33 protein-coding genes and 1 pseudogene are annotated in these 26153 nt (G+C 36.9%); all 34 read right to left on the bottom strand.

Features of this window, described 5'->3' with window-relative positions:
* Positions 1-39: 39 nt before the first annotated feature.
* The 34 genes and pseudogenes from RGF10_RS04905 to flgK all read right to left on the bottom strand — a co-directional run bounded on the left by RGF10_RS04905 (position 40) and on the right by flgK (position 26134).
* On the bottom strand, positions 40-711 hold the full coding sequence (locus RGF10_RS04905) for a hypothetical protein (RefSeq protein WP_318507786.1): 672 nt from the start codon (positions 709-711) through the stop codon (positions 40-42).
* A gap of 99 nt (positions 712-810) precedes the next feature.
* On the bottom strand, positions 811-1854 hold the full coding sequence (locus tag RGF10_RS04900; RefSeq protein ID WP_318507784.1) for a protein-glutamate methylesterase/protein-glutamine glutaminase: 1044 nt from the start codon (positions 1852-1854) through the stop codon (positions 811-813).
* 6 nt (positions 1855-1860) lie between these two features.
* The gene (locus RGF10_RS04895) at positions 1861-2661 is read right to left on the bottom strand and encodes a CheR family methyltransferase (protein ID WP_318507782.1); all 801 of its coding nucleotides are present in this window, start codon (positions 2659-2661) and stop codon (positions 1861-1863) included.
* 271 nt (positions 2662-2932) lie between these two features.
* On the bottom strand, positions 2933-3733 hold the full coding sequence (locus RGF10_RS04890; protein ID WP_318507780.1) for a sigma-70 family RNA polymerase sigma factor: 801 nt from the start codon (positions 3731-3733) through the stop codon (positions 2933-2935).
* A 59-nt stretch (positions 3734-3792) separates the two neighbouring features.
* Positions 3793-4128 carry a hypothetical protein gene (locus RGF10_RS04885; protein ID WP_318507779.1) on the bottom strand — a complete coding sequence of 112 codons (336 nt, stop codon included), beginning with the start codon at positions 4126-4128 and terminating at the stop codon, positions 3793-3795.
* A gap of 12 nt (positions 4129-4140) precedes the next feature.
* The gene (locus tag RGF10_RS04880; RefSeq protein ID WP_318507777.1) at positions 4141-5037 is read right to left on the bottom strand and encodes a MinD/ParA family protein; all 897 of its coding nucleotides are present in this window, start codon (positions 5035-5037) and stop codon (positions 4141-4143) included.
* Positions 4994-5623, bottom strand: coding sequence for a flagellar biosynthesis protein FlhF (locus tag RGF10_RS04875; RefSeq protein WP_318507775.1), 630 nt, complete (start codon positions 5621-5623; stop codon positions 4994-4996). The genes RGF10_RS04880 and RGF10_RS04875 overlap by 44 nt, the downstream gene beginning before the upstream one ends.
* Positions 5620-6462, bottom strand: coding sequence for a flagellar biosynthesis protein FlhF (locus RGF10_RS04870; protein ID WP_318507774.1), 843 nt, complete (start codon positions 6460-6462; stop codon positions 5620-5622). The genes RGF10_RS04875 and RGF10_RS04870 overlap by 4 nt, the downstream gene beginning before the upstream one ends.
* Positions 6459-8492 (bottom strand): flagellar biosynthesis protein FlhA, encoded by a 2034-nt coding sequence (flhA, locus tag RGF10_RS04865; RefSeq protein ID WP_318507772.1) that lies wholly within the window; start codon positions 8490-8492, stop codon positions 6459-6461. The genes RGF10_RS04870 and flhA overlap by 4 nt, the downstream gene beginning before the upstream one ends.
* Positions 8489-9580: a flagellar biosynthesis protein FlhB gene (gene flhB / locus RGF10_RS04860; protein WP_318507771.1), complete on the bottom strand. Its 1092-nt coding sequence runs from the start codon at positions 9578-9580 to the stop codon at positions 8489-8491. The genes flhA and flhB overlap by 4 nt, the downstream gene beginning before the upstream one ends.
* 1 nt (position 9581) lies before the next feature.
* Positions 9582-10361, bottom strand: coding sequence for a flagellar biosynthetic protein FliR (fliR, locus tag RGF10_RS04855; protein ID WP_318507769.1), 780 nt, complete (start codon positions 10359-10361; stop codon positions 9582-9584).
* 4 nt (positions 10362-10365) lie between these two features.
* A complete protein-coding gene (gene fliQ / locus RGF10_RS04850; RefSeq protein WP_318507767.1) occupies positions 10366-10635 on the bottom strand; it encodes a flagellar biosynthesis protein FliQ in 270 nt (89 codons plus the stop codon).
* A 15-nt stretch (positions 10636-10650) separates the two neighbouring features.
* The gene (gene fliP / locus RGF10_RS04845) at positions 10651-11400 is read right to left on the bottom strand and encodes a flagellar type III secretion system pore protein FliP (RefSeq protein WP_318507765.1); all 750 of its coding nucleotides are present in this window, start codon (positions 11398-11400) and stop codon (positions 10651-10653) included.
* 37 nt (positions 11401-11437) lie between these two features.
* Positions 11438-11968, bottom strand: a complete 531-nt coding sequence (locus RGF10_RS04840) for a flagellar biosynthetic protein FliO (RefSeq protein ID WP_318507763.1) — start codon at positions 11966-11968, stop codon at positions 11438-11440.
* A gap of 29 nt (positions 11969-11997) precedes the next feature.
* The gene (locus RGF10_RS04835; protein ID WP_318507761.1) at positions 11998-12846 is read right to left on the bottom strand and encodes a MotE family protein; all 849 of its coding nucleotides are present in this window, start codon (positions 12844-12846) and stop codon (positions 11998-12000) included.
* 12 nt (positions 12847-12858) lie between these two features.
* Positions 12859-13101 (bottom strand): hypothetical protein, encoded by a 243-nt coding sequence (locus tag RGF10_RS04830; RefSeq protein WP_318507760.1) that lies wholly within the window; start codon positions 13099-13101, stop codon positions 12859-12861.
* Positions 13079-13294 (bottom strand): flagellar export protein FliJ, encoded by a 216-nt coding sequence (locus RGF10_RS04825; RefSeq protein ID WP_318507758.1) that lies wholly within the window; start codon positions 13292-13294, stop codon positions 13079-13081. Before RGF10_RS04825 ends, RGF10_RS04830 begins: the two co-directional genes overlap by 23 nt.
* A pseudogene (fliI, locus tag RGF10_RS04820) lies at positions 13291-14614 on the bottom strand (flagellar protein export ATPase FliI). The gene RGF10_RS04825 and the pseudogene fliI overlap by 4 nt, the downstream one beginning before the upstream one ends.
* Positions 14615-14618: 4 nt before the next feature.
* Entirely contained in the window at positions 14619-14741 is a 123-nt protein-coding gene (locus RGF10_RS23755; RefSeq protein ID WP_412176713.1) for a FliH/SctL family protein, read from the bottom strand.
* 74 nt (positions 14742-14815) lie between these two features.
* Positions 14816-15418 (bottom strand): FliH/SctL family protein, encoded by a 603-nt coding sequence (locus RGF10_RS04815; protein ID WP_318507757.1) that lies wholly within the window; start codon positions 15416-15418, stop codon positions 14816-14818.
* Entirely contained in the window at positions 15402-16403 is a 1002-nt protein-coding gene (gene fliG / locus RGF10_RS04810) for a flagellar motor switch protein FliG (RefSeq protein ID WP_318507755.1), read from the bottom strand. The genes RGF10_RS04815 and fliG overlap by 17 nt, the downstream gene beginning before the upstream one ends.
* 4 nt (positions 16404-16407) lie before the next feature.
* Positions 16408-17178 carry a flagellar M-ring protein FliF C-terminal domain-containing protein gene (locus RGF10_RS04805; RefSeq protein WP_318507753.1) on the bottom strand — a complete coding sequence of 257 codons (771 nt, stop codon included), beginning with the start codon at positions 17176-17178 and terminating at the stop codon, positions 16408-16410.
* Positions 17179-17185: 7 nt separating this feature from the next.
* Entirely contained in the window at positions 17186-18001 is an 816-nt protein-coding gene (fliF, locus tag RGF10_RS04800) for a flagellar basal-body MS-ring/collar protein FliF (protein WP_318507751.1), read from the bottom strand.
* A 30-nt stretch (positions 18002-18031) separates the two neighbouring features.
* Positions 18032-18334 carry a flagellar hook-basal body complex protein FliE gene (gene fliE, locus RGF10_RS04795; RefSeq protein ID WP_318507749.1) on the bottom strand — a complete coding sequence of 101 codons (303 nt, stop codon included), beginning with the start codon at positions 18332-18334 and terminating at the stop codon, positions 18032-18034.
* 11 nt (positions 18335-18345) lie between these two features.
* Positions 18346-18801, bottom strand: coding sequence for a flagellar basal body rod protein FlgC (gene flgC / locus RGF10_RS04790; RefSeq protein ID WP_318507747.1), 456 nt, complete (start codon positions 18799-18801; stop codon positions 18346-18348).
* Positions 18802-18806: 5 nt separating this feature from the next.
* Positions 18807-19205 carry a flagellar basal body rod protein FlgB gene (gene flgB / locus RGF10_RS04785; RefSeq protein ID WP_318507745.1) on the bottom strand — a complete coding sequence of 133 codons (399 nt, stop codon included), beginning with the start codon at positions 19203-19205 and terminating at the stop codon, positions 18807-18809.
* Between the two features lie 206 nt (positions 19206-19411).
* Positions 19412-20104: a glucosaminidase domain-containing protein gene (locus tag RGF10_RS04780; protein WP_318507744.1), complete on the bottom strand. Its 693-nt coding sequence runs from the start codon at positions 20102-20104 to the stop codon at positions 19412-19414.
* A gap of 118 nt (positions 20105-20222) precedes the next feature.
* On the bottom strand, positions 20223-20537 hold the full coding sequence (locus RGF10_RS04775; protein ID WP_318507742.1) for a hypothetical protein: 315 nt from the start codon (positions 20535-20537) through the stop codon (positions 20223-20225).
* Between the two features lie 226 nt (positions 20538-20763).
* The gene (locus RGF10_RS04770; protein WP_318507740.1) at positions 20764-21111 is read right to left on the bottom strand and encodes a hypothetical protein; all 348 of its coding nucleotides are present in this window, start codon (positions 21109-21111) and stop codon (positions 20764-20766) included.
* Positions 21112-21121: 10 nt separating this feature from the next.
* Positions 21122-21502 carry a flagellar export chaperone FliS gene (gene fliS, locus RGF10_RS04765; RefSeq protein WP_318507738.1) on the bottom strand — a complete coding sequence of 127 codons (381 nt, stop codon included), beginning with the start codon at positions 21500-21502 and terminating at the stop codon, positions 21122-21124.
* 218 nt (positions 21503-21720) lie between these two features.
* Positions 21721-22629 (bottom strand): coiled-coil domain-containing protein, encoded by a 909-nt coding sequence (locus tag RGF10_RS04760; protein WP_318507737.1) that lies wholly within the window; start codon positions 22627-22629, stop codon positions 21721-21723.
* A 354-nt stretch (positions 22630-22983) separates the two neighbouring features.
* Positions 22984-23613 (bottom strand): flagellar brake protein, encoded by a 630-nt coding sequence (locus tag RGF10_RS04755; protein WP_318507735.1) that lies wholly within the window; start codon positions 23611-23613, stop codon positions 22984-22986.
* Between the two features lie 141 nt (positions 23614-23754).
* Positions 23755-24663 carry a flagellar hook-associated protein FlgL gene (gene flgL, locus RGF10_RS04750; protein ID WP_318507733.1) on the bottom strand — a complete coding sequence of 303 codons (909 nt, stop codon included), beginning with the start codon at positions 24661-24663 and terminating at the stop codon, positions 23755-23757.
* A gap of 16 nt (positions 24664-24679) precedes the next feature.
* A complete protein-coding gene (gene flgK, locus RGF10_RS04745) occupies positions 24680-26134 on the bottom strand; it encodes a flagellar hook-associated protein FlgK (protein WP_318507731.1) in 1455 nt (484 codons plus the stop codon).
* Positions 26135-26153 lie beyond the last annotated feature (19 nt).

Raw genomic sequence — 26153 nt, 5'->3', positions numbered from 1 at the left:
TGACACTTCGGTATTTTTTGATTATTTTTCATGAAACTTTCACCTACTAAAAAAAGGAAGCGCGAATAAGCACTCCTTATGTATAATTATTAAATATATATTTAGTTTTATTCCATTTGCAAAACGAGCCAACCTGGCAACATTTGGGTCTAAAAGGATAATTACTTGTGATGCAGTTTTCGGATCAAGCTTTTTAAACTCCCTTAGTATCTCTTCATTATTGTTAATCCCCTTAAAGATAGTTGCAATTTGCTCTGGCTTAAGATTAGCATAAATCTGTGATGCTGCTACTATGCTTTCACTTGCCTCAATGCTAGTACTTTGAGAGCTATTAGTCTCTGTTGCTGAATCCTCATTTTGACTTTCTTGATTTTCAGACTCAGATTGAGTACTATCGTTATTACTACTTGCATTAGGACTCTCCACACTTGTTTCAAGGGTCTTATTCGAATCCGTCTCTTTGTTTTCCTTTGTTGGTGCAGTCTTTTTCGATGTTTCCATTTTTCCAATTAAAGGTTTAACAACATTTTCAATCGTCTCGACTTGAGTATGGATATTTACACCTGAAAAATGTAATAGCAACATTCCTAAACCAAGCGTATAAACGGTTGGAAGCAAAATTAAAACAACGAACTTAGTAAATACTCCATCAGGCTTTTCTGCAACTTCTTCAACACCTTCATTTTCAACCATTAATTCTGGGGCTGCCATATTCCCGCTCCCTTTCCTTCAAACTTCTGAATTATCCTTTCACTAACACCAATAAGGCAATTTTTTGAAAGAATTTCGTGGCTGCTATATTTTAAAAAATCATTCCTGTACACAATCTACAATTTCTTGATACATTTGTGTTACAACAAATTGACCATCTGAATATCCTGCATCGAAGACTGCTTTTGGCATTCCATAAATAATACAAGATTCCTCAGCTTCAACAAATACAATCCCATTAAATCGTTTCACAAAGCCACACCCCTGCATTCCGTCTGTACCCATTCCGGTTAAGATAACAGATAAAATTGAATCGGTAAAAATGGGAGCAGCAGAACTTAGGGTAATATCGATACATGGCTTATATAATGTGTCTTTATCCACAGGGTTATCCACTTTGAAAACAACAGTGGTATCTTGTTTTTTAATAAAACGTGTTTGAAAACCGGATGGTGCAATATATATATTCCCTGGCATTAAAGGTTGTCCATTTACAGCTTCCTGTACTTCAAGCTGACATAATGTATTAAATCGTTCCGCTAATGGGGTGGTAAAACCTGGAGGCATATGTTGCGCAACCACAATCGGTATCGGAAAACCTTTTGGAAAATGTGGAAGAATAGCTTGTAATGCCGAAGGTCCTCCAGTTGAACAACCAATTATAATAACCTTTATTTGCCTTTGCTGTTTTTTACGTTCTTCCCCGCGGTGTTGATGAACCCTTTTGGTTTCAAATGGGCGCTTTTTTTCGGCAATTGATCGCAATTTAAGCAAAAACTCCTGGATTTGACTACCATCACTATTAACATTTAGTAATTTGTCTTTTAGAAAAAAATCAACTGCACCTAAATCTAGTGCTTTGATAGTTTCAGAAGCTCCTTCACAGGTTTGTGAACTCAACATCACGACAGGGACTGGAAATATTTTCATTATTTCCTCCAATGACCTCAGACCATTCATTACAGGCATTTCTACATCCATTGTTACCAGGTCTGGTTGAAGACGTTGAACCTTTTCTACCGCTTCTTCCCTGTTTCGGGCGATTCCTACTACAAAAAAGTGAGGATTAGATTCTAATATACGGCTAATACTCCTTCTCATAAAGGCAGAATCATCTACAACTAAAATACCGTACTTTTTCATTCCGATTTAATCCTTTCGATAATAAAAAGTCTTATCTGAGTACACTTTATTGAGCCCAAGTCTAGAATCTGTAATTGCATCAGCATGGCCAAGAAATAAATATCCACCAGATACCAAATTACGATTCATACTACTAATAACTGTATTCGTCACCTCTTGATCAAAATAAATTAATACATTTCGGCAAAAGATAACATCTACTTCGCTGATGCTAGCAACCATTTCTTCATCCAGCAGGTTTAATTGTTGGAATTTTACCATCCGCTTTATCGATGGAGAAATCTGATATCCTCCATCTGCTTCGGAAAAATATTTTTTTAAGAGATGTGCAGGAATGCGGCGGAAAGAAAAGGAGCCTTGATGGTACCAGCCTTTTTTTGCTTTTTCCAGGACCTTTATATCGATATCGGTTGCAATAATTTCTACAGCTCCAGGAAGAAATAATCCAGTTTCATGGATTAACATTGCAAGTGTGTAGGGCTCCTCACCAGATGAACAGGCTGCACTCCATATCCGAATCGGGCGATTGATTCTCTTTTTTATTGTCGGTAGGATAACTGAACAGCATTCATTTAGCTGATTTTCTTCACGGTAAAAATAGGTTTCATTTATTGTTAGTAATTCTACTAATGAATCCCACTCAGCTGGTGTAGTTTGGAGGTACCGACAATATTCCCAGTATGAAAGTCCAAGTGTTGTGATTCTATCTGAAGTTCTTTCTTTTAAAGTATTTAATCGGTCTCCATAACGAAGACCACAATAGTCTTTAATCAGTTGACTTAAATGTTGTAGCCCTTTGTCTTGCATTCTCTCACCTGTTTTATCGGCAAACTAAAAATTCCTTTTTAGTGGCCATTCAATTTTTTATCAATAGTTCCTAATCAAATTACTTAAATAACTATCAAAATATGTATATTCTAAAATTACTAGATAAAAAGTTGCTAGTCAAATGCATTTTGATAAAATTGGCATTTTCGATGTTATATTTTGATATTTTCAAAATAAATTATTTTATCAAAAAAATGACGCGATATAAACACGTCATTTTAAAGTTCAACCTATATTACTATTTTTTTGTTTACATAAAAGAATCCAAAGAAAATCCTTTGGCTTCAAGATGCTGTCGCATACGGAATACTGCTTTGGAGTGAAGCTGAGAAATTCGCCCTTTTGTAAGACTTAATACCTCAGCAATCTCTATTTGTGTCAGGCCCTCGTAATAAAATAGTGTAATTACTAATTTTTCCTTTTCTGGCATTTTATCGATGCACTCGGCAAGCATCTTTTGAAATTCAGCCATTTGTAATTGATGGTCCTGGGATACAGACTTGTCGTCAATAATTTGATCTACAATCGATTGCTGTTTTCCTTCCTCATCTGCATTTATCGGAGTGTCTAGTGAGAGCAGTGTTGACATTGATAAAGACGATATTGTTTGTTCGACATCCTCCAGCGAAACATCTAAAAAGGCACTTAGTTCATCTTCTGTTGGTTTTCTCATTAATGTTTGCTCAAGATGAGCTGAGGCAGCATTTAGCTTCTTCGCTTTTTCTCTTAAACCTCGCGGTATCCAGTCCATTTGTCTAATTCCGTCAAGCATAGCACCTTTGATTCGCCATAATCCATACGTTTCAAATTGATAGCCCTTTTTATAGTCAAATTTCTGAATAGCTTCAATCAAACCGATATAGCCTAATCCCATTAAATCCTCTTTAGGAATAATTCGGTGTGGGATACTGATACTCAATCGATTCGCCATTTGTTCAACCAAATGAATATATTGCTTTGCCAACTTTTCCTGTGATGTTGAATCATAACCTTCTTGAAAAGTTCTCCATAATAAATAATTCGGTATGGTTTCCTTCATAATCGGTTCCAAGTCGATATCCCTCCCTCTTTTAGATTTGTCAGTGCTAAATATGGCTACACTTTATCGAACTAATTGGCGTTCTTAGCCGAATGTATGTGTTGTAAAGGAACCTCTTCAAATTCGACTTGGACATTTGTAGATTCTTCGATCTGATTACTTATGTTATTCTGAGGAAGAACTGCGTCTTTAACTGTTTGTCCTATATGTGACGTATCAGAGGTTTCCTCCCTAGTGAATTGGTGTAAACCAATCCGTAAGCCATAGCCAAGTAGAAAGAAAAGCAGAAACACTAAACTTGCTCTAAAAATAGAGGTTAACCATGTATTATTCATAAACGAAAATAAATAGGTAAATAGGAAACCTGTTGCACCTAAAAGTATATTAATCTTCCAATTCCCTACCATCTTAATCCCCCTTTACGGCATTTTTCCTAAGGACAACATTTTGTCAAAAAAACCCTTCATTCCTTTAGGGGATAATGAGGTAGTTCGTTTTTTTTCTGGGATATATGCTGCAACTATTTGACTGATATTTTTTGATGCAGTACAGTTTGGATATGATAAAAGGAATGGTGTTTGATTTTCTACTGATTTTTGTACATGGTCATCCTCCATTAAAAAACCAAGCGTATTTAACTCAAACTTCAAGAAATTATTGGTAGCATTTTTTAGTGCTCTTGATGTTTCCAACCCTTCCTTAAAATTCTGAACCCGGTTAACAACCAATCTAATCCGTGGTTGCTCTTTTGAGGAATGATGTACCCTTTTCAACACAGAATAAGAATAAGTAATCGATGTTGGCTCCGGTGTTGTCACCAAAATCGTTTCATCAGATGCTAGAATCCAGTCGACTATCTCTTTTGAGGCACCTGCTCCAGTATCGAGTAAAATAAAATCTGCATAAGCTTGCAATTCTAAAATTTGATTCCAGAAATGGGTCAGCATACCTTGGTCGAGTTCCATTAGATCTTGGATCGCCAGACCGCCATAAATATAATTAATTCCATCTATCCCCGATTCAATAACTTCCCAAATATTTTTGCGCTGGTGCAGAACATCTCCGAGACTGAATTGAGGGGTGAGCCCCATTAGTATGTTAATATTGGCAGTTGATAAATCTAAATCCAAAAGTACAACCTTTTTTCCAATGTTTTTTAATCCAAGAGCAAAGTTCAGGGTGAAATTTGTTTTTCCGACTCCCCCTTTACCACTGGTTATGGTGATAACATGAGCAGATTGCTTTTCTTGCTGCTGATCACTTTGCTGAACACTAAATCGATGCATATATTCTCGAAGGGATTGTGCTTGATCCATCGTTATTTTTTTCCTCTCCTAATAAGTATCGGGTGAGCAGCTTGGCATCAAAGGCGATTATATCTTCTGGAACACTTTGTCCATTTGTAATATAAACTAATTGATATGGGTATTTATAAGCGATATTTAAGATTGAACCACAGCTTGTTGTTTCATCAAATTTTGTCAGAATCAGTTTATTGATTGGACTATCGATGAATTCAGTTAATAGATGTTCCATGTCTTCATATTTAGTGGTCATGCTTAATACCAAATAATTATCGTTTTCAAAAGGATGGTCTAGGTATTCGCTTATTGATTTCCGATAGGCCGCATCCTTATAGTTTCGACCTGTAGTATCCATATAAATAAGGTCATAATGTTCAAGTTTTGTTAGGACAAGTTTGAGTTCTTCAGCTGAACGGACGACTTCAATTGGAACATTTAATATACCTGCATATGTTTTAAGTTGTTCAACCGCTGCAATCCGATAGACATCTGTCGTGATCATTGCCACTCTGCGTTTTTGCTTTAATACTTGTTCCGTCGCAAGCTTGGCAATGGATGTTGTTTTCCCAACACCAGTAGGTCCAATTATATTGATCATCCTAATTTTTTCCCCACAGATATCGAGGATGGGATTTTCTTTGCAATTATTTGTTCGATACTAATTGCCAGCTCCTGCTTGAATACCGATTCATCAAGCTGACCTATATCATTGTGCTTTTTTAATATTTCATCCAAAATATGCTGGATAATCTCTTCCTCTACTCCCTGCTTTTTCAAATGGTTAGTCCATTTGGTTACAACAGCAGGAAGTGTGCTCCCCTGTTGTTCATTCATCATAAAATTCATCATCATTTTCCGCATTTGCTGAATTTCGTCAAGAAGCTGCTCATTCTTTTCATTCTGTGGTGGCTGATGTTGCACTACAGGTTTGCTTTGCTCATCTGCTTTATATGGTCGTTCTATTTGTCGTTGATTAGTCTTAATCGAAGGTTGGTATTCCTCCATTTGTAGCTGAAAAAGTTCTTCTTTCCTCATATTTCTTTCCGCGGATGTGCTAATACCAACATCCTTTTTGCCTTCCTCGGCATTTGGTTGTGAATAATACTGATACAGCCTTTGGGGCTTACTGTGAAACACAGACGAGTTATTTTCTTTCTCCTCATAATTTTGTTGATTATACTTCTCATGATTGTTTTGAATCGGAATATTTATTTTGGGCTTCTCCCTAAATTCAACTGAGAACTTTGGTTCAGGCTGGTCCCCATCATTGTCAATGGCATAAGCTGTTACTTCATATTTTTGTTTTGCAAATAACCCAAACACCCCCCCTGTTTTTATTACAGCAGTGTTCACGATAATTGCATTTTCACCTAATTCTTGACGAACCATTTTTAAAGCATGGGGCATGGAATCAGCAATGATTTTTTTCGTTTTCATATGTTCACCACTCCTATACTTTGAATCTCAATGTCAGGCTCTAATTCGGTATAAGCAAGAACTGGTACAACAGGCATAATTTTATCGACTAACTGCTTCAAATACATTCGAATCGAAGGGGAAGTTAGGAAAATTGGCTGACCACCTGCCTGGATAATTCGCTCAATTTGCTGCTGGAGAACTTCGGTAATTCTTCTGGAAAGCTGTGGATCCATTGATAGATAGTATACTCCCGCTTCCGTTTGCTGAATACAATCCGAAATGCCCTTTTCGAGTGTTGAACCAGCGGTTAACACCTGTATCACGCCATTTTCTGCAAATTGCTCGGTTATTTGCCGTGTTAATGCCTGCCGAACATACTCTGTTAATACCTTGGGCTCCTTTGTATAAAGGGAATAATCAGCCAATGTTTCAAAAATCGCCGCTAAATCACGAATCGAAATTTGTTCGCGCAACAGGTTTTGTAGTACCTTTTGAATTTCACCAATCGACATCAAGTTCGGTACAAGCTCCTCAACCAGATGTGGATGTGTCTCTTTAAGGTTATCAATTAATTCCTTCGTTTCTTCACGGCGCAGTAAATGATGAGCGTAGCGTTTAAGTATTTCCGTTAAATGAGTAGCGATCACCGATGGTGGATCGACAATCATATAGCCGAGTAGCTCGGCCTTTTGTTTTTCATCCATGTTGACCCATATAGCAGGAATACCAAATGCTGGCTCAATCACCTTTATTCCTTCTAAATCCTCACTTGTTGATCCTTGATTCATCGCTAAATAATGATCAAGATACACTTCCCCCGTTGCTATTCGGCTGCCTCGGAACTTTAAAATATATTCATTGGGCTGAAGCTGTAAATTATCACGAATTCGAATTGTCGGAATGACTAAGCCTAATTCAATCGCAAATTGACGACGAATCATGACAATCCTGTCTAATATGTCCCCACCCTGTTTCGAATCGGCTAATGGAATCAAGCCATAGCCAATTTCAAGCTCCAATGTATCGAGTTGAAGAAGATTGATGACTTTTTCCGGACTACGAATATCTTCTTCTGCTTCCTCATTATCTGCTTGTTCGCTGCGCTGTTCTTCTTGCTTCACAGCCTTTTGCATTGAGTATGCACTATAGGCCAGAATTCCAGCTACCGGCAAGGTAAGCAATAAGCCGATTGGTGTAAAAAGGCCAAGCGTCAGAATCGTTCCTGCCACAATGTATAATTGCTTCGGATAAGTAAATATTTGTTGGATAATGTCTGTTCCTAAGTTCCCATCGGAAGCAGCACGAGTAACCGTAATACCCGTTGCGGTTGAAATAAGCAGAGCTGGCACCTGACTGACCAAACCATCCCCTACTGATAAAAGGGTAAACGTACTAAGCGCTTCTTGAAATCCCATTCCGTGAATCGCCATCCCAATCGCAAATCCACCAACAACGTTAATAATCAAAATAATAATTCCGGCAATAGCATCCCCTTTTACGAATTTACTCGCACCGTCCATAGCCCCATAAAAGTCTGCTTCCTGCTCAACCTTTTTACGGCGTGCGCGCGCATCCTGCTCACTAATTAACCCTGCATTCATATCGGCATCAATACTCATTTGTTTCCCTGGCATCGCATCTAAGGTAAAACGAGCAGTTACTTCCGCAACCCGTTCCGATCCCTTCGTTATAACGATGAATTGAATGACCACGAGAATTAAGAAAACGACAAAACCAATAACTGCATTTCCACCAATTACAAAGGAACCAAATGTTTCAATTACTGTCCCTCCATCTGCTTTCGATAAAATAGAACGAGTTGTCGACACATTTAGAGCTAACCGGAATAAGGTTGCTAACAATAGTACAGTTGGAAAAATAGAAAACTCTAAAGCTTCCTTTGTATTCATTGCAACTAATAAAATCATGATTGATAATGAAATATTAAAGATTAATAGAAAATCTAATAATAATGTAGGCAACGGGATGATCATCATCGCAACAATCAATATGACAACTATAGGTACAGCCAAGTCTTTTATTTTCATGATTTCATCCCCTTATACCGACCTTCCTGGAAGTATACATAAGCCAAAATCTCCCCAACTGCATTAAATAATTCTTCGGGAATGGTTTCCCCAATTTCAACACTGGCAAATAACGCTCGCGCCAACGGCTTATTCTCAACCGTCATAATTTTATGTTCTTTTGCCACTTCTTTAATTTTTAACGCGACATAGTCCTTTCCTTTCGCAATGACTTTAGGTGCACTCATCGTATCGAAATCATAGCAAATTGCAACTGCAAAATGCGTTGGATTAGTGATGATGACATCTGCTCTTGGCACCTCCTGAATCATGCGATTCATTGCGATTTGACGCTGTTTTGCTCGTCGTTGACCCTTAACATACGGGTCCCCTTCCATCTTTTTATATTCATCCTTGATGTCCTGTTTCGACATCCTCAGCTTCTTTTCATGGTCGAATTTTTGAAAAAAATAATCAGCAGCTGCCACGACAATTAAACATACGGCAACAACTATCCCAATTTGAATCGCTAATGATCCTACCAAACTCGCTGCATCCCAAATCGTTTTTTCTCCAATCGAAAACAGATCATCTTTCTTCCTCCAAATTACCCAAAAGGCAATACCTGATGTAATCAACATTTTTAAAATAGATTTTACTAGTTCTACAAGCGACCTTAGCGAAAAAAGATTTTTCATCCCTTTAATTGGATCTATTTTTTCTAAATTCATTTTTAATCCTTCAGTATTGAACATGAAGCCAACTTGCATATAATTAGCCACCACACCTGAAACTAAGGCTACAGCAAACAGCGGCACAACAAACTTAGCGGTTTCCCATAAAAGTTCGGTAAACAATAGCTTCGTACTGTCAATCGTCAAGTCCCACAATAAATATTCCTGAAAAACCTGACGGAAGATTTTTAAACATCCCTCAACGAAGCTGTTTCCAGCAATCATTAAATATGCAAAACAAAGAACTAACGTCAGAGCAGACGAAACCTCGGGACTTTTGGCAACCTGGCCTTTTTTTCTTGCCTCTTGACGCTTATGTGGGGTCGCTTTTTCTGTTTTTTCATCAGAGAAGAATTGGAGATTTAAGCGAAGCATATTATGCCCCCATTATTTTCAAAATAGAATACATTGAATCAAACATGCTTTCAAAAAGTAAGTCTAATAGGTAAAAAAAGCTCGGTAAAACAAAGATATAGACGGCAAAATGAATCAATATTTTTAGTGGTGGGAAGATAGAAAACATATTCATTTGCGGTACAGTTCTCGATACAATCCCTAGAGCTATATCGACGAGAAACAAAGTTCCAACAATTGGAGCTGCCATCATAAAGCCGATCATAAACATTTGTGAAACACATTCTAATAAAAAGGTAGATAGTCTTCCATCCATCCATGATGGTATGGTCGATCCAATCGATACCCAATCAAAGCTGGTCAATATCCCTTGTAATAGGATATGGTGACCATCAATCGCAAATAGAACTAAAAAAGCTAAGATATTTTTAAACCGTCCAGTCAGCTGGGTATTGGTCCCAAAGCTTGGATCATAAAGACTGGCCATCGAAAAGCCAATTAGAAAATCCATTAGTGATCCAGCCATTTGAACAGCATAGAAGATGAAACTAGCTACCATTCCTAGTACTAAACCAACTAAAAACTCTTTAAGGATCATAAGTGATAATAACCCATAAGACCAGGTTTCTACCTGTATTTCTTTCACCATTCCAGCACACAAACTGCTTAAGAGGACACTTAATCCCACCTTGTAGGTGTTCGGGATTTGTCTGCTGGTGAATATAGGCGCTGTTACGAGAAAGGTAGAGATTCGCACAAATACGAGTAAAAAACTCCACCAAGAAGAAGCATCAAATATCATCGTGCTACCCCACAAATTGTGAAAGATTTCCTAGTAAATTTTGAGTGAATTCGACGACACGTTGAAGCATCCACGAACCGAAAAATAAAAGCGATAAAAACACTGCGATAATCTTGGGTACAAAAGCGAGAGTCTGCTCTTGAATTTGAGTAGTTGCTTGAAAGATACTCACCAATAAACCAACGGCTAGCGCTACACCTGCAACTGGAGCAGTTACAATCAAAATCGTATAAATAGCTTCTTGGGCAATTCGAAAAATCATTTCAGTCGACATGCTCTACCCCCCACCTTAAAAACTCACCAGTAATGACTTTACAATTAAATGCCAGCCATCAACTAAGATGAATAATAGAATTTTAAAAGGTAATGAAATCATGACCGGCGGCAGCATCATCATCCCCATCGACATCAAGACACTCGAAACGATCATGTCGATTACAAGAAAAGGAACAAATATTAAAAAGCCCATTTGAAAGGCCGTTTTTAATTCACTAATCGCAAAAGCCGGAACCAATGCCCTCATAGGGATATCCTCAACATGATCTGGTCGATCCATTTTTGCATAATCCATAAAAAGAGCTAAATCTTTTTCACGAGTATGCTTTGTCATGAATTCCTTCAAAGGGACACTTGCTGTGTCAAAAGCTTCCTCCTGAGAGATAGTTCCTTCCATCAGAGGCTGAAACGCTTCTTTATTGATTTGCGAAAAAATCGGACCCATGATAAAAAAGGTCATAAACAGTGATAAACCTATTAGCACCTGATTTGGTGGTATTTGCTGTGTACCAAGAGCATTTCGAACAAAGCCTAAGACAACAATTATTCTGGTAAAGCTCGTCATTAACACTAGAATAGCTGGTGCAATCGATAGGACCGTGATAAGTATTACAATTTTTAATGTATTGGCAACTTGATCGGGATCATTACTTGAACCGAGGTCAATCCCAGGTATGATGGAGGTTGTCGTCTCCTCTGCATGGACAAGCGAAAAGAAACAGAATGTAAAAATAGGGACTAGTATAGCTAATTTACGTATCATCGACTCTACTCCCTATCATTTTCTTTCTGCATTTTTTTCATATATTTACGAAGCACAGAGTACCATTTTTTTTCGAATCAAGTGTTAGCCATTTCGGTGTCAGTACCTCAGCTTGATTTTCAAAGCCTTCCAGTAAAGACTGGTATTCCTCACCTTTTTCAATCGTTCGAATCAGAGAAATCGTTTCACCTACGCCGATGATATAAATAGTCTGACCTAAAAGAACCACCTGCAGTGATCGATTATTTCCAAGTGATTGTCCCCCTAATGACAAAATCGGACCATTTCCCTGGAACGGTCGATTACGTTTTGAAAGAAACCTCATTAAAAAGTACAAAAGACCAATTACAAATATAAATGAGACAAAAAATTTTATCATTGAAGGAAATAACGTAGTTGATTGGCTATCCACATCTTTTGTCGACTTTGGTGTAGTTTGCTTCTCACCTTTTTGGATAGCATCATAGACGGAAGTTTCTCCGTCTGAAGTTGAATCTGAGGCAAAACTGGTGGATTGATAGGAAAATAGAGAATAAATTAATATTAAGAATACAATAAAGCGTTTCATGCTGATCTCCTTCCTTGGAGTGATTCCGACTAATTTAAGTTTGACGTAATTTGTTGTGCCATCTCGCCATCCACTTTTGCTAGTTCTGCTAAAATACTGGTGCGATTGACTGTTGGTAAATCTTTTATAACATCGATCGTAACCTGGGAATTTACAGCCATCATCGATTGCAGGATAGCTGCTACCTGAACAGGCTGCATCCCTGATATCGCTTGGGCGAACGTTTTTGTAGGGCTTTCATTTTTTAGTGCGATTTCACGTATTTTTGTTTGAAGTGAGACTTGGTCAGTTTCTTTTAATACAACTATTTCTTTTAATATCATCGTAATTTCCGCTGCCCGTTTTGGATCTTTCATACTTCCTAAAATACTGCTTTGCTGGTTTGGATTTAACATTGCAATGGTTAAAGTAGCTTCCTCGATTGGCATTGTCACAAGCATGGCAGCTGCTTTTGAGGGTTGAATATCAGAATAAATTTCCGCTACCTTTTTGATCTGTTTCTGAAATTCTTTTGATTGTGTTACTTTTACTTGTTGTTGCAATTCTTCATTGCTTTGCTTCAGCTTTTCAATACTTTTTTTATTCGCACTAATTTGCTGTTTAAGCTCTATAATTTTTTCATTTTTTTCATTAAGTTCTTTCTCAGGAGCTTTTGCATTATCAGATACTATGCTATAGCCCGAATTAGGTTTTGCTGAATTCACGCCTGGAACAATGTTCATTACAATAGGAACACGATTTCCCCATTCTTTAAAGGACTTCCAGACAGGAATATCTAAAACATTAATAAAAATCAGCCCGAAAATTGACGTGAAAATAAGTGGTATAATCACTATATAAAAAAGGGATTCTAACTTTCTTCGTTTTCTCTCATCCATTCATTTTTACCTTTATAGCCTTCTAGAGTGGCGAAGAACAGCCATCTCATCTAGCATCGCCTGTTCTTTTTGATTGATTAGTTGTTCAAACGTTGTCTTTGATTTAGCCTTCCATTGGTTCCATATTTTTGCTTCTTTTGATTTTTCAAGCAAAACCTGATGGTGCTTTTCTACCTCTTGATCAATTTCTTGGGCTTTAAAAGAAAGCTGTTTCATTTGTAAGTTTACATGGTCAATCTCTTGTTGAAACTCCAAAATTTCCCACACACTTTTCCAGGTCAACATCATTGTATTGGTGGAATGCTTTGTCCTTTGAAGTATCTAGTCTTTTCAAATGCTCCTCTAAATGCATTTGTTGTTGTTTTACTGAACTATATTCTTGTTGAGCAATCTCTACTTCTTTTTCTTTTACATTCAATACCTTTTGAAAAGGAAAAATAAAACTCACCGCATCGTCACCCCAAACTGTGATATTAAATAAGATTTACCATCCTCAAGATTAGAAGCTTCATAGATACCCTGTCTAAGGAACTGATCCATTTGCGGCTTTAATCGGACAGCTAAGTCAATCTCGCGATTCGAGCCCTTTTTATATGCACCAATATTAATCAAGTCTTCCGCTTCATTAAATGAAGCTAACAATCTCGTAAAATTCCTGGCTGCATTTAAATGCTCTTCTGAGGTAATCTCCGTCATTACCCGGCTTGCACTGTTTAATACATCTATCGCAGGAAAAATTCCCTTCCTGGCAATTGAACGCTTTAAAACAATATGCCCATCCAAAATTCCACGTACAGCGTCAGCAATTGGTTCGTTCATATCATCGCCATCCACCAATACTGTGTACATCGCTGAAATCGATCCCTTTAGCCCAGGTACCAGTTCGTTCTAATAGTTGTGGTAGCATTGCGAAAACCGATGGGGTATATCCTTTGGTTGTCGGTGGTTCACCAATAGCTAGACCAATTTCTCTTTGTGCCATTGCAAATCGCGTTACTGAATCCATAACTAACAACACATCTTTTCCTTGATCACGGAAATACTCTGCAATGGAAGTAGCAGTTAGTGCGCCCTTAATTCGAATCAAAGCAGGTTGGTCTGAGGTTGCAACAATGACGACGGATTTTTTTAAGCCTTCCTCACCTAAGTTTTGCTCTAAAAAGTCAAGCACCTCACGTCCTCGTTCACCGATTAATGCGATCACATTGACATCTGCAGTGGTATTTCTAGAGATCATTCCAAGCAAAGTACTTTTCCCAACTCCACTTCCTGCAAATATACCCATCCGCTGCCCTTTTCCAACTGTCATTAGTCCATCAATGGTCCGAACGCCAACTCCTAAAGGTGCATGAATCCTGGGTCTTGTTAATGGATTAGGTGGCTTAGAATGGGTTGGAACTTCTTCAAGCCCAAATGGCAGGGGTTTCCCATCAATTGGATTGCCTAATCCATCCAAAATTCTTCCCAATAGCTGAAATCCAGCCTTGACCATCATTGGTTTTCCACTTGCCACAACATCACACCCTGGGCCAATCGCACGAACTTCTCCTAACGGCATGAGTAAAACCTTGTTTTCACGAATCCCTACAACCTCGGCTTGAATGGGAGTTTGTGAATTAGTTGGGTAAATAGAACAGAGTTCGCCAATTCGTACATCTGGGCCTTGTGATTCAATTGTTAAGCCAATGATCTGGGTTATTTTTCCGTTTATTCTTACGGGATCAATGCCACGGATGACGTTTTTGTATTTTTCTACCGACAATACCACTGTTCTACTCCCTTCCTATTTCTAAAATGGCCTTTTTAATTTCTTCAATCTGGGTATCGATGCGGGCATCTATACTACCGTATGCTGTGCGAATGATGCAGCCTTGTTGCGAAACAGAATGGTCCAGGAATTATTCTAATTTCGGTTTCCCCGTTCACAACCGATAGTAGATGTGCACGTTGCGATTGTATTAAATCAAAATCATCCGGAATGAACACAAATCGTTATATGCTCTTTTTCTTTGAAGCGGATAATGTGCTGCTGAATAAGCTCGACAAATTTATGCGGGTAGCTTTTTAATTCCTGTTTGACAATTTGTTCAGCAATCGATGCACTTAATTCAAGTAAAAATGGTTCCGCTTCATCAATAATTGCTTTCTTTTGCTCAAACGCTTCTGTTAGAATCTGCTGAACTTGGTCCAACTTCTCTTCATACTCGGTCCGTAACTCAGCTTCAGCCTCCATTTTCCCCTGCAGATATCCATCTTCATAGCCTTGATGCTTCGCATCAATCAGAGTAACTTCCAACTTATTTTCGTTTTCATTCCACCATTGCTTAATTTTTTCCTCAGCTGAAGCAAGGAGTAAGCTAGCAGTAAGCTCTGCCTCTTCAATAATTGCCTGTGCCTGCTCCTTTGTCTCCTGAACCGAAAGATGCGAATCGTCACCGATTGCTTCAATAGACATATTATCCTCGGATTCCTCAAGAAAATCACTCAATTTTATCTGTGGTTGACTAATGACTTTAACATCATTGGCAATAGTAAGCTGGGAGGCTTTAAATATTTTAGAGTAGGATATCATCAGAGCCACCCCGTGCAATAACAATCTCACCTGAATCCTCTAAGCGACGAATAACGGACACAATTCTTCCTTGTGCTTCCTCAACAACTTTGACACGAACTGGACCAAGAAACTCCATTTCCTCCTGAAAACTTTCAGCCATACGAGAGGACATGTTGGCCAATATAACTTTTTTCACTTCAGGACTAGAAGCTTTCAATGCAAGGATTAAGTCCTGATTATCAACTTCTTGAATAACCCGTTGAATGGCTCGACGATCAAGGTTAATAATGTCTTCAAAAATAAACATCCGCTTTTTAATTTCATCCACTAGATCATTGTCTTGCTCGTTTAAGTGCTCTAATATACTTCTCTCTGTTGTTCGGTCCACACCGTTTAGGATGTTGACAATTGATTCAATTCCACCGACTATTGTGAAATCTTGACGGATTGTCGAAGCTAACCGTGTTTCTAATATATGTTCAACTTCCTTAATGACATCTGGGGAAGTCTGCTCAAGCAACGCTATCCGTCTTGCCACATCTGATTGCAGTTCAACAGACAGGGAAGAAAGAATCATCGATGCCTGTTTTGGCTCTAAATGGGCTAATACAAGTGCAATCGTTTGTGGATGCTCATTTTGCAGAAATTGATAGATTTGGACAGGATCAATTCTTCGCGCAAAATCAAACGGTTTTACTTGTAACTGTGACGTTAATCTTATAATGATTTGCTGAGCTCTTTCCTTGCCTAATGCTGACTCTAACACATTTTGTGCATAGTCGATCCCACCCATTGACAAATAATCCTGCGCAACACACATTTCGTGAAATTCCTTTAATACTTCATTCTTATCTTGACTGTCAACCCTGTGGACATTCGAGATAGCAAGCGTTAATTGTTCAATTTCTTCATCTGGTAAATGCTTAAATACCTTTGATGAAGCTTCCTGTCCCATAGCTATAAGAAGAATTGCTGCCTTTTGCCTACCAGTCAATTTTGCCATGAAGCTATACCTCCTCTTCATTAAGCCAAGTACGAATCATTTTTGTGAAATCCTCTGGCCTTTGATCGAGTAGTTTTTTCAATTGAGCATCAACACCCATTTCTTGTTCAGCGAAATATTCCAGGTCTTCATTAGGTAGTGAATGTTGTACAAATGGAAAATCTTCAAGCTCATTCTCTGCTCTCTTTCTTTTCCGCATCCACCACAAAACAATGCCCCCTACTAATAGGACAAATGCTGCTACACCTCCTGCGATATAAGGCCATACAAGTGCTTTTTCACTATTTTCGGTCGTGTTTTCGGCAAATTTATGAGGAAAAATGGTAATTCGCTGATCTACCTGTTCGTCCGTTAACTCTGGATGCCCTAACGCGGTTCTTACTGTATTGGATACAACGTTACGGATATTATCTAATGTTTCCTGGGGCAACTTATTTGACGATGATGTGTTTGATTCCACCCCAACATTGATAGTAATATCATCAATGACATAAGGACTTTTCTCTATTTGATTGTTAATGCGGTTAACTTCATAGTTCATTTTTTCTTGGAGTTCTTCATACGAACTATCACCAGAAGATTCTTCGCCTACATAACCAGGAATATCTGTTTCACCAGTTCCGACAACACCTCCGGCATTAGTATCATTACCGTTAGATGTAACAGAATTCTTTTCAGAGCTAATCACAATTCCTTCATTATTTTCAGTTGTAGGCTTAACTAAATTTTCTTCTGTTTTGACTTTATCGAAATTGACTTTGACAAACGTTTGCACATACACCTTACCAGGTACCTAGAAGAGTCCCTAGCAAGCTTTGTAGACTCTTTTGGATATCCTGTTCGATATCCTTTTGAATTTTTCGTTGTTTATCATATTTATCTAGTGATTGATCATCACTTGCATCCTCTTGCGCCAATGTCTCACTATACTGGTTCATTATCGTAATATTTTCGATTGGCAGATTCGGTACACTTTTAGATACTAGTGTATAAAGTGCCTGTATTTGCTTCGAATCCAGCTTTAAGCCTGGCTCTACTTCCACCATGACAGAGGCACTGGAGCTTTCTTCTTCATCCTGCCTAACAAATACCGAATCCTCAGGTAATGTCAAAATCACTTCCGCGTTTTCAATTCCATCTACATACTTAAGGATACTTGCTAGTTTATTTTGCATCGCTTCCCGTTCAAGGATGTCATATTGCCGATCCGTAGCCCCAAATGATAGATTTTCACTGAAAACATCATAATTAATTTTGTTATCTTTTGGATAACCAGCAGCAGCAAGGTCGACCAATAGTTCTGGTGCTTCCTTTTTTGGAACCTGCAGCATCGTCCCATCTTCGGATAGTTTATAGTCCGTAAAGCCTTGCTTGTCCAATTCCGCTTTTATATCGCCGACTTCTCGCTGTGATAATTGCCCGGTATACAATGGCACATATTGTGGCCGCGATGCAATAAAAATAAAGGTAGAAAGGACAGCAATAAGAAACAAAAAAGTTCCAATAATAAGACCTTTTTGTTTCGAGCTACGAGCACTCCAATAGCCACTGAATGCTTCTCTTGTTTGTTTGATTTGATCTATCCATGATCGGTTCATTTCTCACCCAGCTCAGCTTTCTATCATTCTTTAAAATTGCATACGCATTGTTTCTTGATAGGCTTCTACCGCCTTATCTCTTATAGCAACGGTTAACTCCAAGGCAATTTTGGATTGCTGTGAGGCAATCATAACATCATGCACATTATCAATCTTGCCAGCAGCAACCTGTGCTGTTAACTCTGAAGCTTTGTTTATTGTCGAATTTACATTTTCCATATAGCCTTTGAGGACGTTTGCAAACGACGTCTTTGATCCAGTCTCCACTTCCACCTTTTGGAATGGATTTTGATTCATTTTAACTATTCCACTTGCTATTGACGAAACTTCCATTTATTCTGCTCCTATCGCCCTATTTCTAACGCTTTTAACATGAGGGATTTTCCAGTATTAAATGCTGTAACATTGGCTTCATATGCTCTAGATGCAGACAGTAAATCAACCATCTCTTTAGATAAATCAACATTCGGAGTCCGTACATACCCTTCAGCATTTGCATCTGGATTGGTTGGATCAAATTCAACATTAAACGGAGTCTGGTCCTCGACAATTTGCGTTACCCTTACTCCTTGTAACTGTGCAGAATTTCGCGATTGCTTATTCATTTCCCCCTGTAATATCTGATTGAATGATTTTTCTCGTGGTTCCATAGCGACCATTTTACGACGGTATGGTTCCCATTCACCATTCACAAACTTTCCCCGTGTCGAAGAGGCATTGGCTATATTGGATGAAGTAACATCCATCCGCAACCGTTGAGCAGTTAGCGCGGATCCACTGATGTTTAATGAATCAAACATATTTGTTAACTCCTTCCTTTAATAGCATAAGATAAGTTCGAGAATTGACCTGAAATTTGTTGGGAGAGCATGTAATACCATAGGGAGTTTTTACCCATTTGCGTCATCTCCTGGTCAATATCTACATTATTTTTATTATTTTGCATTACTGTTTCGGTGTTCTCGATTATTTTTGGTTCTGGTATACTAGCATCTTTTCCAATTGCTATATGGCGAGAATTGGTTTGAAATCCAACGAAACTGGATTGCTTAGATAAATGTTTGTTTAATATATCCTCAAACGCAACTTGCTTTGCTTTATATCCCGGCGTCTCCGCATTGGCAATATTGTTTGAAATAACCTGTTGACGCATACTTGAAGCATCTAACGCTGATTTTAGGAGGTTAATATTATTCAAAATCATTCCACCTCATTAAGTTTTTGTTAGTTTTTTAGTTATTTTGATTATATTTGACATGCATTATTATCAATATACTATAAAAAAAGGAAAAAAATCTATGATTTTTTTAGTCACAAATACTTTTAAGGTAACGATAAATAATTAAGATTGAATTGGACTTTAAATTATTCCTTCTAGAGCAATTTTCCAAATGGCAAATAACTTCAATTTTAGCCAATATTTATCGTGTTATAATATTTAGTAACTCCATTCACCCAATTATTATTTAAACCAGTCGGATCATTTGCGGCACCGATAGGTGCGTACTTTGCCCCAATCGTAGAAATACTAGTTAAGCCTTTCTTTACATAGTTCTCACTTACATTTCTGGCCATATCCATTATGCTTTCTTGAACAGTAGCATAGGACTTCAACCCATTTTTACCCATCATTCCAGCAATATTATTTTTTTCCTCTGCTGCACGAGATTTACCATTTCCCGTTTCATGTTGGGATATCGCCACTAAAAGAGAAGGGTCCACATTATATTTTTGTCCCGCATCTATAAACGTCTGTCCCATACCACTTAACTTTCCTTTTAACACCTTATCAATATTAACTGCAGAGATAGAATTAGATCCAATGCTTAATAACTGATTTTGTGTGATATAATTTTCTGTTGTAGCAATAGGGAAAGTTTGATAAGAAACCCCATTTTGTATCCCTATATCAGACAGAAATATATCGATATTCCCCTGTTCTGTGTTTTGTGATCCTTGTTGTTGCGTCAGAAGCTGGTTTAACACAGTTGAAAAAAATGAACTAAACTGAGCTGACTCTGACATTTGCGATCTTATTTTCTCATTGCGAGATAAGGTATTAGTAAGCATAATTTTTGTTAGTAAATCATCACCAATGATCAATTTCCAGCATCCCTCTCAACGTAATTATTTAGAATCTGTAAGAAAAAAATGCGCGAACACGTATATAATTTTGTGTTCCGCGCACTTAAATAGGACTATTTTGATTATTAATTCCTTTTTAAAGAGTTCCTTCAAACAGCATTTTTATTTCACTTATACTTTCATCAGGCAGCCTCAATAAATATTGAAGCTGCCCATCCATAATTTCGCCTTCTGCTAAAATAATCGTGCTTGGCTCTTGTTCTTTGCTTAAAGCCAATATCTGTCTTCCTTTGTATACGATATTTTTCAGCATGTAATATGTATCGTTAATTGGATTGCTACATACAGTAATTTTAATAGGATATTTGAAATAAGGTTTAGTATTTTTATATTCAAAAAAATTATAGATTTGACCACTGTTATGCGTTTGTCCATTTCTAAGTCTACGCATGAATTTCTTCCTCTCTCAAATGACCATTATAAAAGAGCGGAATCGTTCTTCTCTAGTTGAAGTAATTTCAAAAAAGAACTTCCTTTATGCTTCGTGAAATAAGAAAATATTTTTTTGTTAACAACCATTATTATAAATGATATAGTTGTAATTATTTTGCAATAATTGTTACGAAATTGTGCAAAAATATCCCACTACATCAAAAACGCGGATATTAGTAAATGCCCTATTTCTTTGCATCTACAAATATTCCGCTACTTTGATTACTATATGGTTGAAACTTTTTCGAAACTTGTTTATTTATTTTTCTTTGGTTTATAAGGAATTTCGTATGTTCAAGATTCACTGTTAATTTCGTTGTTAAGTCGTGATTCATTATGGCGATTTTTTCAAGCATCGTAGTTGTTTCATTTGAATATCGGAAGGTAGAATCTTCACTCTTTATCTGATCTACTTTGTCCATTATGTTATTTCGTTTGATAAGTAACTTGTCAAGTTCTTCGTAGTTTTCCCGTTCAAATTCCTTGTTCATTGCTAATGTAATTTCATATAATGTTGCTATCAATTCTTTCATACATTCAGCCCTAAATTTTTGTTTTATTCATTTTCATTGCATCTGACCACGTTTTCTGTAATTCTAAAGCAAACTCTTCTACTTCATCAAACAACTCTACTTTTTTATTAAAGTTCGCTTCTATTAATCGGGTTTTCATAAAATCATATAATGACATAAGCTTATCCGAAACTTCGTATCCTGCTTTTAGTGTGACCATTAACTCAGTTAATATATTTTGAGCTCTTAAATTATTATGATGACTTCCTTCAAGATTCTTATTTTGAAGTTCTATTTTTGATAAGCGGATATACTTAACTAGGCCTTGATAAAGCATAAAGGTTAATTCTTCTGGCCGCGAAGTCGTAACAGCTTGTTTTTGATAGCTTTGGTATGGATTTCGTACCGTCATAACGCAAGGCTCCTTCACGTTTAATTTATCATCCTTCTTTTATTATCGGATACTAAAAAGAATTGTTTAGAGAGTTGATTTCGGAGATTTTTAAAATAGGGCTAACTAATCGTTCATCTACAATTTGCTTAAGGTTGCGTTATTAATTATAACGACAGCGGATAGAAAAAAGCTACCCATTTTTTGAATAGCTTTTCAATATGAGTTGAAGTGTCAAATTAAACCGTTCTGCTAATTTGATCGAGATACGCAGGTTTTTCTAAAACAGAATTAAGTCTCTGATTAAATGATTTTAAGTTTTGAATTTTTGCAACATCGCTCAACTGGTTAAAAGCACTAACCTCATTCGCAATGTTCAAGATCGCTTTTTGCAATTCTTCATTTCGTTTTTTTTCCTGTGCTAATTGTCTTTCTTTTTGCTTAAGTTTTTCCTGAAGTTCAGCCTTTTCTTGAATAATTTCATTTTTAATATTTTCAAATGTAGTAACATCGTCAAGATTCTGAAGTGCCATATCACTTAGCTGGTATAAACTCCGGAGCAAATCATTTAGATTTAGACCAGGAAGCTGTTGGATGTTCGTAATGAATCCTGATAAAACATCTAATAAATCATCTTCCTTTGTCGTTGTAACCTGACATACCTTTTGTTCAGGTTGGATTTGGGGAATTAATTCAGTATAAATAACCGGGATTTTCATCTCTGGAATTGTCGTAAATTGATAATTTTGCTGTCTGTCATCTGGATCCTTTTTCCCTTGCTTTTTCAAAAGGGTATAGTATTTATAATTAACAGACTGGTAGCCACGGTTTAACAATTGCGCAATTTCCTCCAATATTTCTGTAATATTTATTGCACCTTCATCTTGTCGGTCATTTAAATATTGAAACATAAACTCTATTTCGTTTTTTGTCCATTTACGATTAATTTTTTTGGATTCATTTTGAGGTAATTCCTCATCTGATATATTTAAGTTTAGCTTTTTTAAATGAGCTAAATAAGAGGCCAATATACCTTCTTTTAAACCATTTATTTTTTCAATTTCATCAATCAACTCAACGTTTACCGATTCCAAATCTTTAACCTTTAATGCATCTTTCATTTGAAATATCGCAGTTCTTAAACTCACAACAATCCCTCCTTCGAACATTTTTAATGTTCCATTACAGATGTCCAATAGAATTTTTGATGTCAATCAAACTCGATTATATATTTCGATAAAGGTTCATTTTTTATTTCCGTATGTAGAAAATAATTTTTTTGGATTAATAAACATCACATTTCTTGATGAAAACTAGGTAAAAAGTCTTATTAATTTTGAATATTACATAAATATTATAGATTTTCAAACCAAACATGTAAAGTTTTACATCAAAATAAAAATTCGAACAAACTTAAATAATCCAAATACAACCGCATTTACAGTGGTGAATTTGGATTATTTCTATAAAATTATTAAGGATGTAAGAATATTATTAGATTACTATTTCCGTCTTTTAAGAAGCCGCATTTGTCTTTGTTGTTCAAAGCAAGATTGAACGATTTTGGTTTGATCTTGCGGATCAATTTCAATAAATTGCATCGCAAAATATTTTAATCCTTTAATTTCGTGATCATAGACCCGTCTTATTTCACCTTGAAAGGTAACAAACTCGATCTCATGCGTTTGAACATTCGGGACAACCACTGTCCCAGTCATAATTTCGCCTTCCTTAAGATCGGTTTTATCACTCCCTGAAAACAGTAACCCACCTGCACTTACATTGACCGTGGTATATTCAATATCGTTTAACAAAAGCTTTAGATTAAGATTTACCCGAAAGTTTTCTCTACGTTGTATTTTAATTATCTGTTTTTCATGAGGTTTTCGGATTATATATAAAGGGATATTATCTATTTTTTTACCAATAATCTCTGATGGAAATCTAAACATGTCATCGCCTGTACGAAAAGTGACATCGATTTCCATTCCATTGGGTAATATCCCTATTTGATCAACCATTGGGATCCCTATAAGTATTTCATTTTCTCCGTTTTCAGCTATGATTGTTTTAAAAGATATGTTTTTATCGACAACATCAATTAAAATTTGCTGGTTAACTTTTGGATACATGCTTTCCCCCTGCTTTATTTTGATTTATATATAAAGGCCCTTTGAGAAAAATAGTAAGTCTCTAAAATAAGAAAAAGGCTAACAAAAAAGAAAGTAATGTAATACAAACTTTTACTGTCAGCATCAATTATTGGTTGTATTTTATTTCAAGAAATCGAGTAATGTTGGTTGAATAATTCGAGCCCCAGCAGAGAGTGCTGCACTGTGAACATTTTCTTGCGCTTTCAAGTCAATAATTACTTGGGAAATATCTACATCTTCTTCAGAAGACAATAACTTGGTAGTTGATACTTCGAGCGCCTCGACCTTCGATGTACTTAACTCAAGCCGATTCATTCTTGCTCCTAATTCAGAACGCTCTTTTAATATATTATTAATCTGACTATCTAGTTTATCTAAATGGTTCGATTCACCGTTGCTACCATCAGAAGATTCGAAATAATTAACAATATCAGTAAGCACTTTAAAAATTCCGCCCTCACCATCATTATTAAACACATCGGTTCCTAAAACATTAATTTGAATAGAGTTAGTTTGTCCTACTTGTAGTTCTAGTTTTTCCTGATTATTATTAATAAATTCCTTTTGGTTACTAGGATCATTTGCCGTTACTCTATATGGCGGTGTCTTTACGTCAGTTCCTGCAAAAATATATCTTCCAGCAATTTGTGAGTTAGAAATCTCCCCAATATGTTCTTTTAATTGTTTAATTTCTTCAGAGATGGCACGTCTGTCATTTGAATCATTTGTATCACTTAAACCTTGGACGGTTAGTTCCCGAACACGCTGTACTACTGTATTAATCTGATCCAGCGCTTCATCAGTCGTAGACATCCACGAAAGACCATCTTCTAAATTCCTCTTAAATTGTTCGACTTCACTTAATGATGAGCGATAATACATACTTCTAACAGCTGTTACAGGATCATCTGATGCCTTATTAATCTTTTTACCTGTAGATAACTGATCCATATATTTATTCATCGAAGAATTGCTTCGTTGTAAGTGATATAACATATTTGAGTTTAGCATATTTTGTGTAACACGCATTGTATTTCATTCCCCCTTACAATCCTACCCTACCCATACCGTTAATTACTTTATCTAGACATTCATCCACAGAAGACACGACACGAGCCGCAGCATTGTATGCTTGTTGAAACTTAATCATATTGGCCATCTCTTCATCAATCGATACTCCTGAAATCGATTGGCGACGATTCTCAATTTGTTTAATAATGCCCTGTGAATTATCGAACATTCGTCCTGCTTCCTGAGAATCAATCCCAAGTTGACCAATAATGTTTCGATAAAAATCATCCACAGTTGATGAGGATTCTGGAAAATTAAGATTTTTCGTTAATAATACATCTGCAATCGCTTTTGCGTTTTCCCCGTTTCCAGTTGAAGCAATGTTAGTTGCTGGATCTTTCTGAGCTGCTGCTATCAAATCTAGCGATTCCATAATTAAGGGATTTACGGTTAAATCCTTTGCAGAGCTTCCTGTGAAGAAATCAACCTTTGTCGTTGTAGCATTGTTAATATTATCTAAACTCTCACCATTTTGGTGTGCTTCATTTATCGCGTTAGCGATCGTCATTGCGTAATCATTTAGCTTATTTTTAATATAAGGAATTGTGGATTCGGAGCCCCCACCTTCAATTCCGTACGATTCAATCCGTCCTAATAATTCTCCAGTACCAAGGTTGATCTTCTTATCACCGAGCATGATACTGTCAGGATTTACAAGCCCTGATGTTTGATCAAATTCAACAGTCAGTGTATTTGCCGTTTTGCCTTGAACTAAAGTTCCTCCACCAACTGAAATATCAACCATTCCATTTGTTGATTTATTCACCTTAACATCGACGATTTTTGATAACTGATCAATTAGTAAATCCCGTTGATCGAATAAATCATTCGGCTCATAGCTATTGGCTACTAGACGAGATATTTGATCATTTAAACTACCAATTTGGGTAGCTAAGGAATTAACCTCATCCCTCTTCGTCACAATAACATTCTTCAGGTCTGTCTGCATCTGATCCAAAGAATCCACAACATACTTAAAGGTTTCAGTCATAGCAACTCCCCTTTGGCGAACCACTGCTCGAGCAGCTGCACTATCCGGATCCTTTGCTAGCTCCTGCCAACCCTTCCAAAATTCATTCAATACATACGATAAACCTTCATCAGAAGGCTCATTTAAAATTTCTTCAATTTTCGATAGCGATTCACTTTTGGCTTCCCAGTATCCTGAATTTTTAGTTTCATTTCGCAATTGAACATCTAGATAATCTTCCCTTAAACGCTCAATTTGGCTTACTTCTACACCGGTTCCTAATTTATAGGAAGATGATCCTGTTACAGAAATGGCATTGGTTGCATGCAAGTCTACTCTTTGCCTCGTGTATCCAGCGGAGTTTGCATTGGAAATATTGTGTCCAATTGTTGATAAAGCAGTTTGCTGTGCCATTAGTGCACGTTTCCCTAACTCAAGACCGTGAAAAGTTGAAGTCATAATGATTTTCCTCCGTTTC

The sequence above is a fragment of the Bacillus sp. T3 genome (assembly GCF_033449965.1).
GTDB lineage: Bacteria > Bacillota > Bacilli > Bacillales > Cytobacillaceae > Bacillus_BU.
Note: the sequence above shows the minus strand (reverse complement) of the source record. Positions and strands in the feature narration are given on the sequence as shown.

Bases quoted from the DNA above. Each gene is read 5' to 3' on its own strand.
- RGF10_RS04905 (WP_318507786.1), bottom strand. From the start codon at position 711: ATGGCAGCCCCAGAATTAATGGTTGAAAATGAAGGTGTTGAAGAAGTT.
- RGF10_RS04900 (WP_318507784.1), bottom strand. From the start codon at position 1,854: ATGAAAAAGTACGGTATTTTAGTTGTAGATGATTCTGCCTTTATGAGA.
- RGF10_RS04895 (WP_318507782.1), bottom strand. From the start codon at position 2,661: ATGCAAGACAAAGGGCTACAACATTTAAGTCAACTGATTAAAGACTAT.
- RGF10_RS04885 (WP_318507779.1), bottom strand. From the start codon at position 4,128: ATGGTAGGGAATTGGAAGATTAATATACTTTTAGGTGCAACAGGTTTC.
- RGF10_RS04880 (WP_318507777.1), bottom strand. From the start codon at position 5,037: ATGGATCAAGCACAATCCCTTCGAGAATATATGCATCGATTTAGTGTT.
- RGF10_RS04875 (WP_318507775.1), bottom strand. From the start codon at position 5,623: ATGATCAATATAATTGGACCTACTGGTGTTGGGAAAACAACATCCATT.
- RGF10_RS04870 (WP_318507774.1), bottom strand. From the start codon at position 6,462: ATGAAAACGAAAAAAATCATTGCTGATTCCATGCCCCATGCTTTAAAA.
- flhA (WP_318507772.1), bottom strand. From the start codon at position 8,492: ATGAAAATAAAAGACTTGGCTGTACCTATAGTTGTCATATTGATTGTT.
- flhB (WP_318507771.1), bottom strand. From the start codon at position 9,580: ATGCTTCGCTTAAATCTCCAATTCTTCTCTGATGAAAAAACAGAAAAA.
- fliR (WP_318507769.1), bottom strand. From the start codon at position 10,361: ATGATATTTGATGCTTCTTCTTGGTGGAGTTTTTTACTCGTATTTGTG.
- fliQ (WP_318507767.1), bottom strand. From the start codon at position 10,635: ATGTCGACTGAAATGATTTTTCGAATTGCCCAAGAAGCTATTTATACG.
- fliP (WP_318507765.1), bottom strand. From the start codon at position 11,400: ATGATACGTAAATTAGCTATACTAGTCCCTATTTTTACATTCTGTTTC.
- RGF10_RS04840 (WP_318507763.1), bottom strand. From the start codon at position 11,968: ATGAAACGCTTTATTGTATTCTTAATATTAATTTATTCTCTATTTTCC.
- RGF10_RS04835 (WP_318507761.1), bottom strand. From the start codon at position 12,846: ATGGATGAGAGAAAACGAAGAAAGTTAGAATCCCTTTTTTATATAGTG.
- RGF10_RS04815 (WP_318507757.1), bottom strand. From the start codon at position 15,418: ATGATATCCTACTCTAAAATATTTAAAGCCTCCCAGCTTACTATTGCC.
- fliG (WP_318507755.1), bottom strand. From the start codon at position 16,403: ATGGCAAAATTGACTGGTAGGCAAAAGGCAGCAATTCTTCTTATAGCT.
- fliF (WP_318507751.1), bottom strand. From the start codon at position 18,001: ATGAACCGATCATGGATAGATCAAATCAAACAAACAAGAGAAGCATTC.
- fliE (WP_318507749.1), bottom strand. From the start codon at position 18,334: ATGGAAGTTTCGTCAATAGCAAGTGGAATAGTTAAAATGAATCAAAAT.
- flgC (WP_318507747.1), bottom strand. From the start codon at position 18,801: ATGTTTGATTCATTAAACATCAGTGGATCCGCGCTAACTGCTCAACGG.
- flgB (WP_318507745.1), bottom strand. From the start codon at position 19,205: ATGATTTTGAATAATATTAACCTCCTAAAATCAGCGTTAGATGCTTCA.
- RGF10_RS04775 (WP_318507742.1), bottom strand. From the start codon at position 20,537: ATGCGTAGACTTAGAAATGGACAAACGCATAACAGTGGTCAAATCTAT.
- RGF10_RS04770 (WP_318507740.1), bottom strand. From the start codon at position 21,111: ATGAAAGAATTGATAGCAACATTATATGAAATTACATTAGCAATGAAC.
- fliS (WP_318507738.1), bottom strand. From the start codon at position 21,502: ATGACGGTACGAAATCCATACCAAAGCTATCAAAAACAAGCTGTTACG.
- RGF10_RS04755 (WP_318507735.1), bottom strand. From the start codon at position 23,613: ATGTATCCAAAAGTTAACCAGCAAATTTTAATTGATGTTGTCGATAAA.
- flgL (WP_318507733.1), bottom strand. From the start codon at position 24,663: ATGCGTGTTACACAAAATATGCTAAACTCAAATATGTTATATCACTTA.
- flgK (WP_318507731.1), bottom strand. From the start codon at position 26,134: ATGACTTCAACTTTTCACGGTCTTGAGTTAGGGAAACGTGCACTAATG.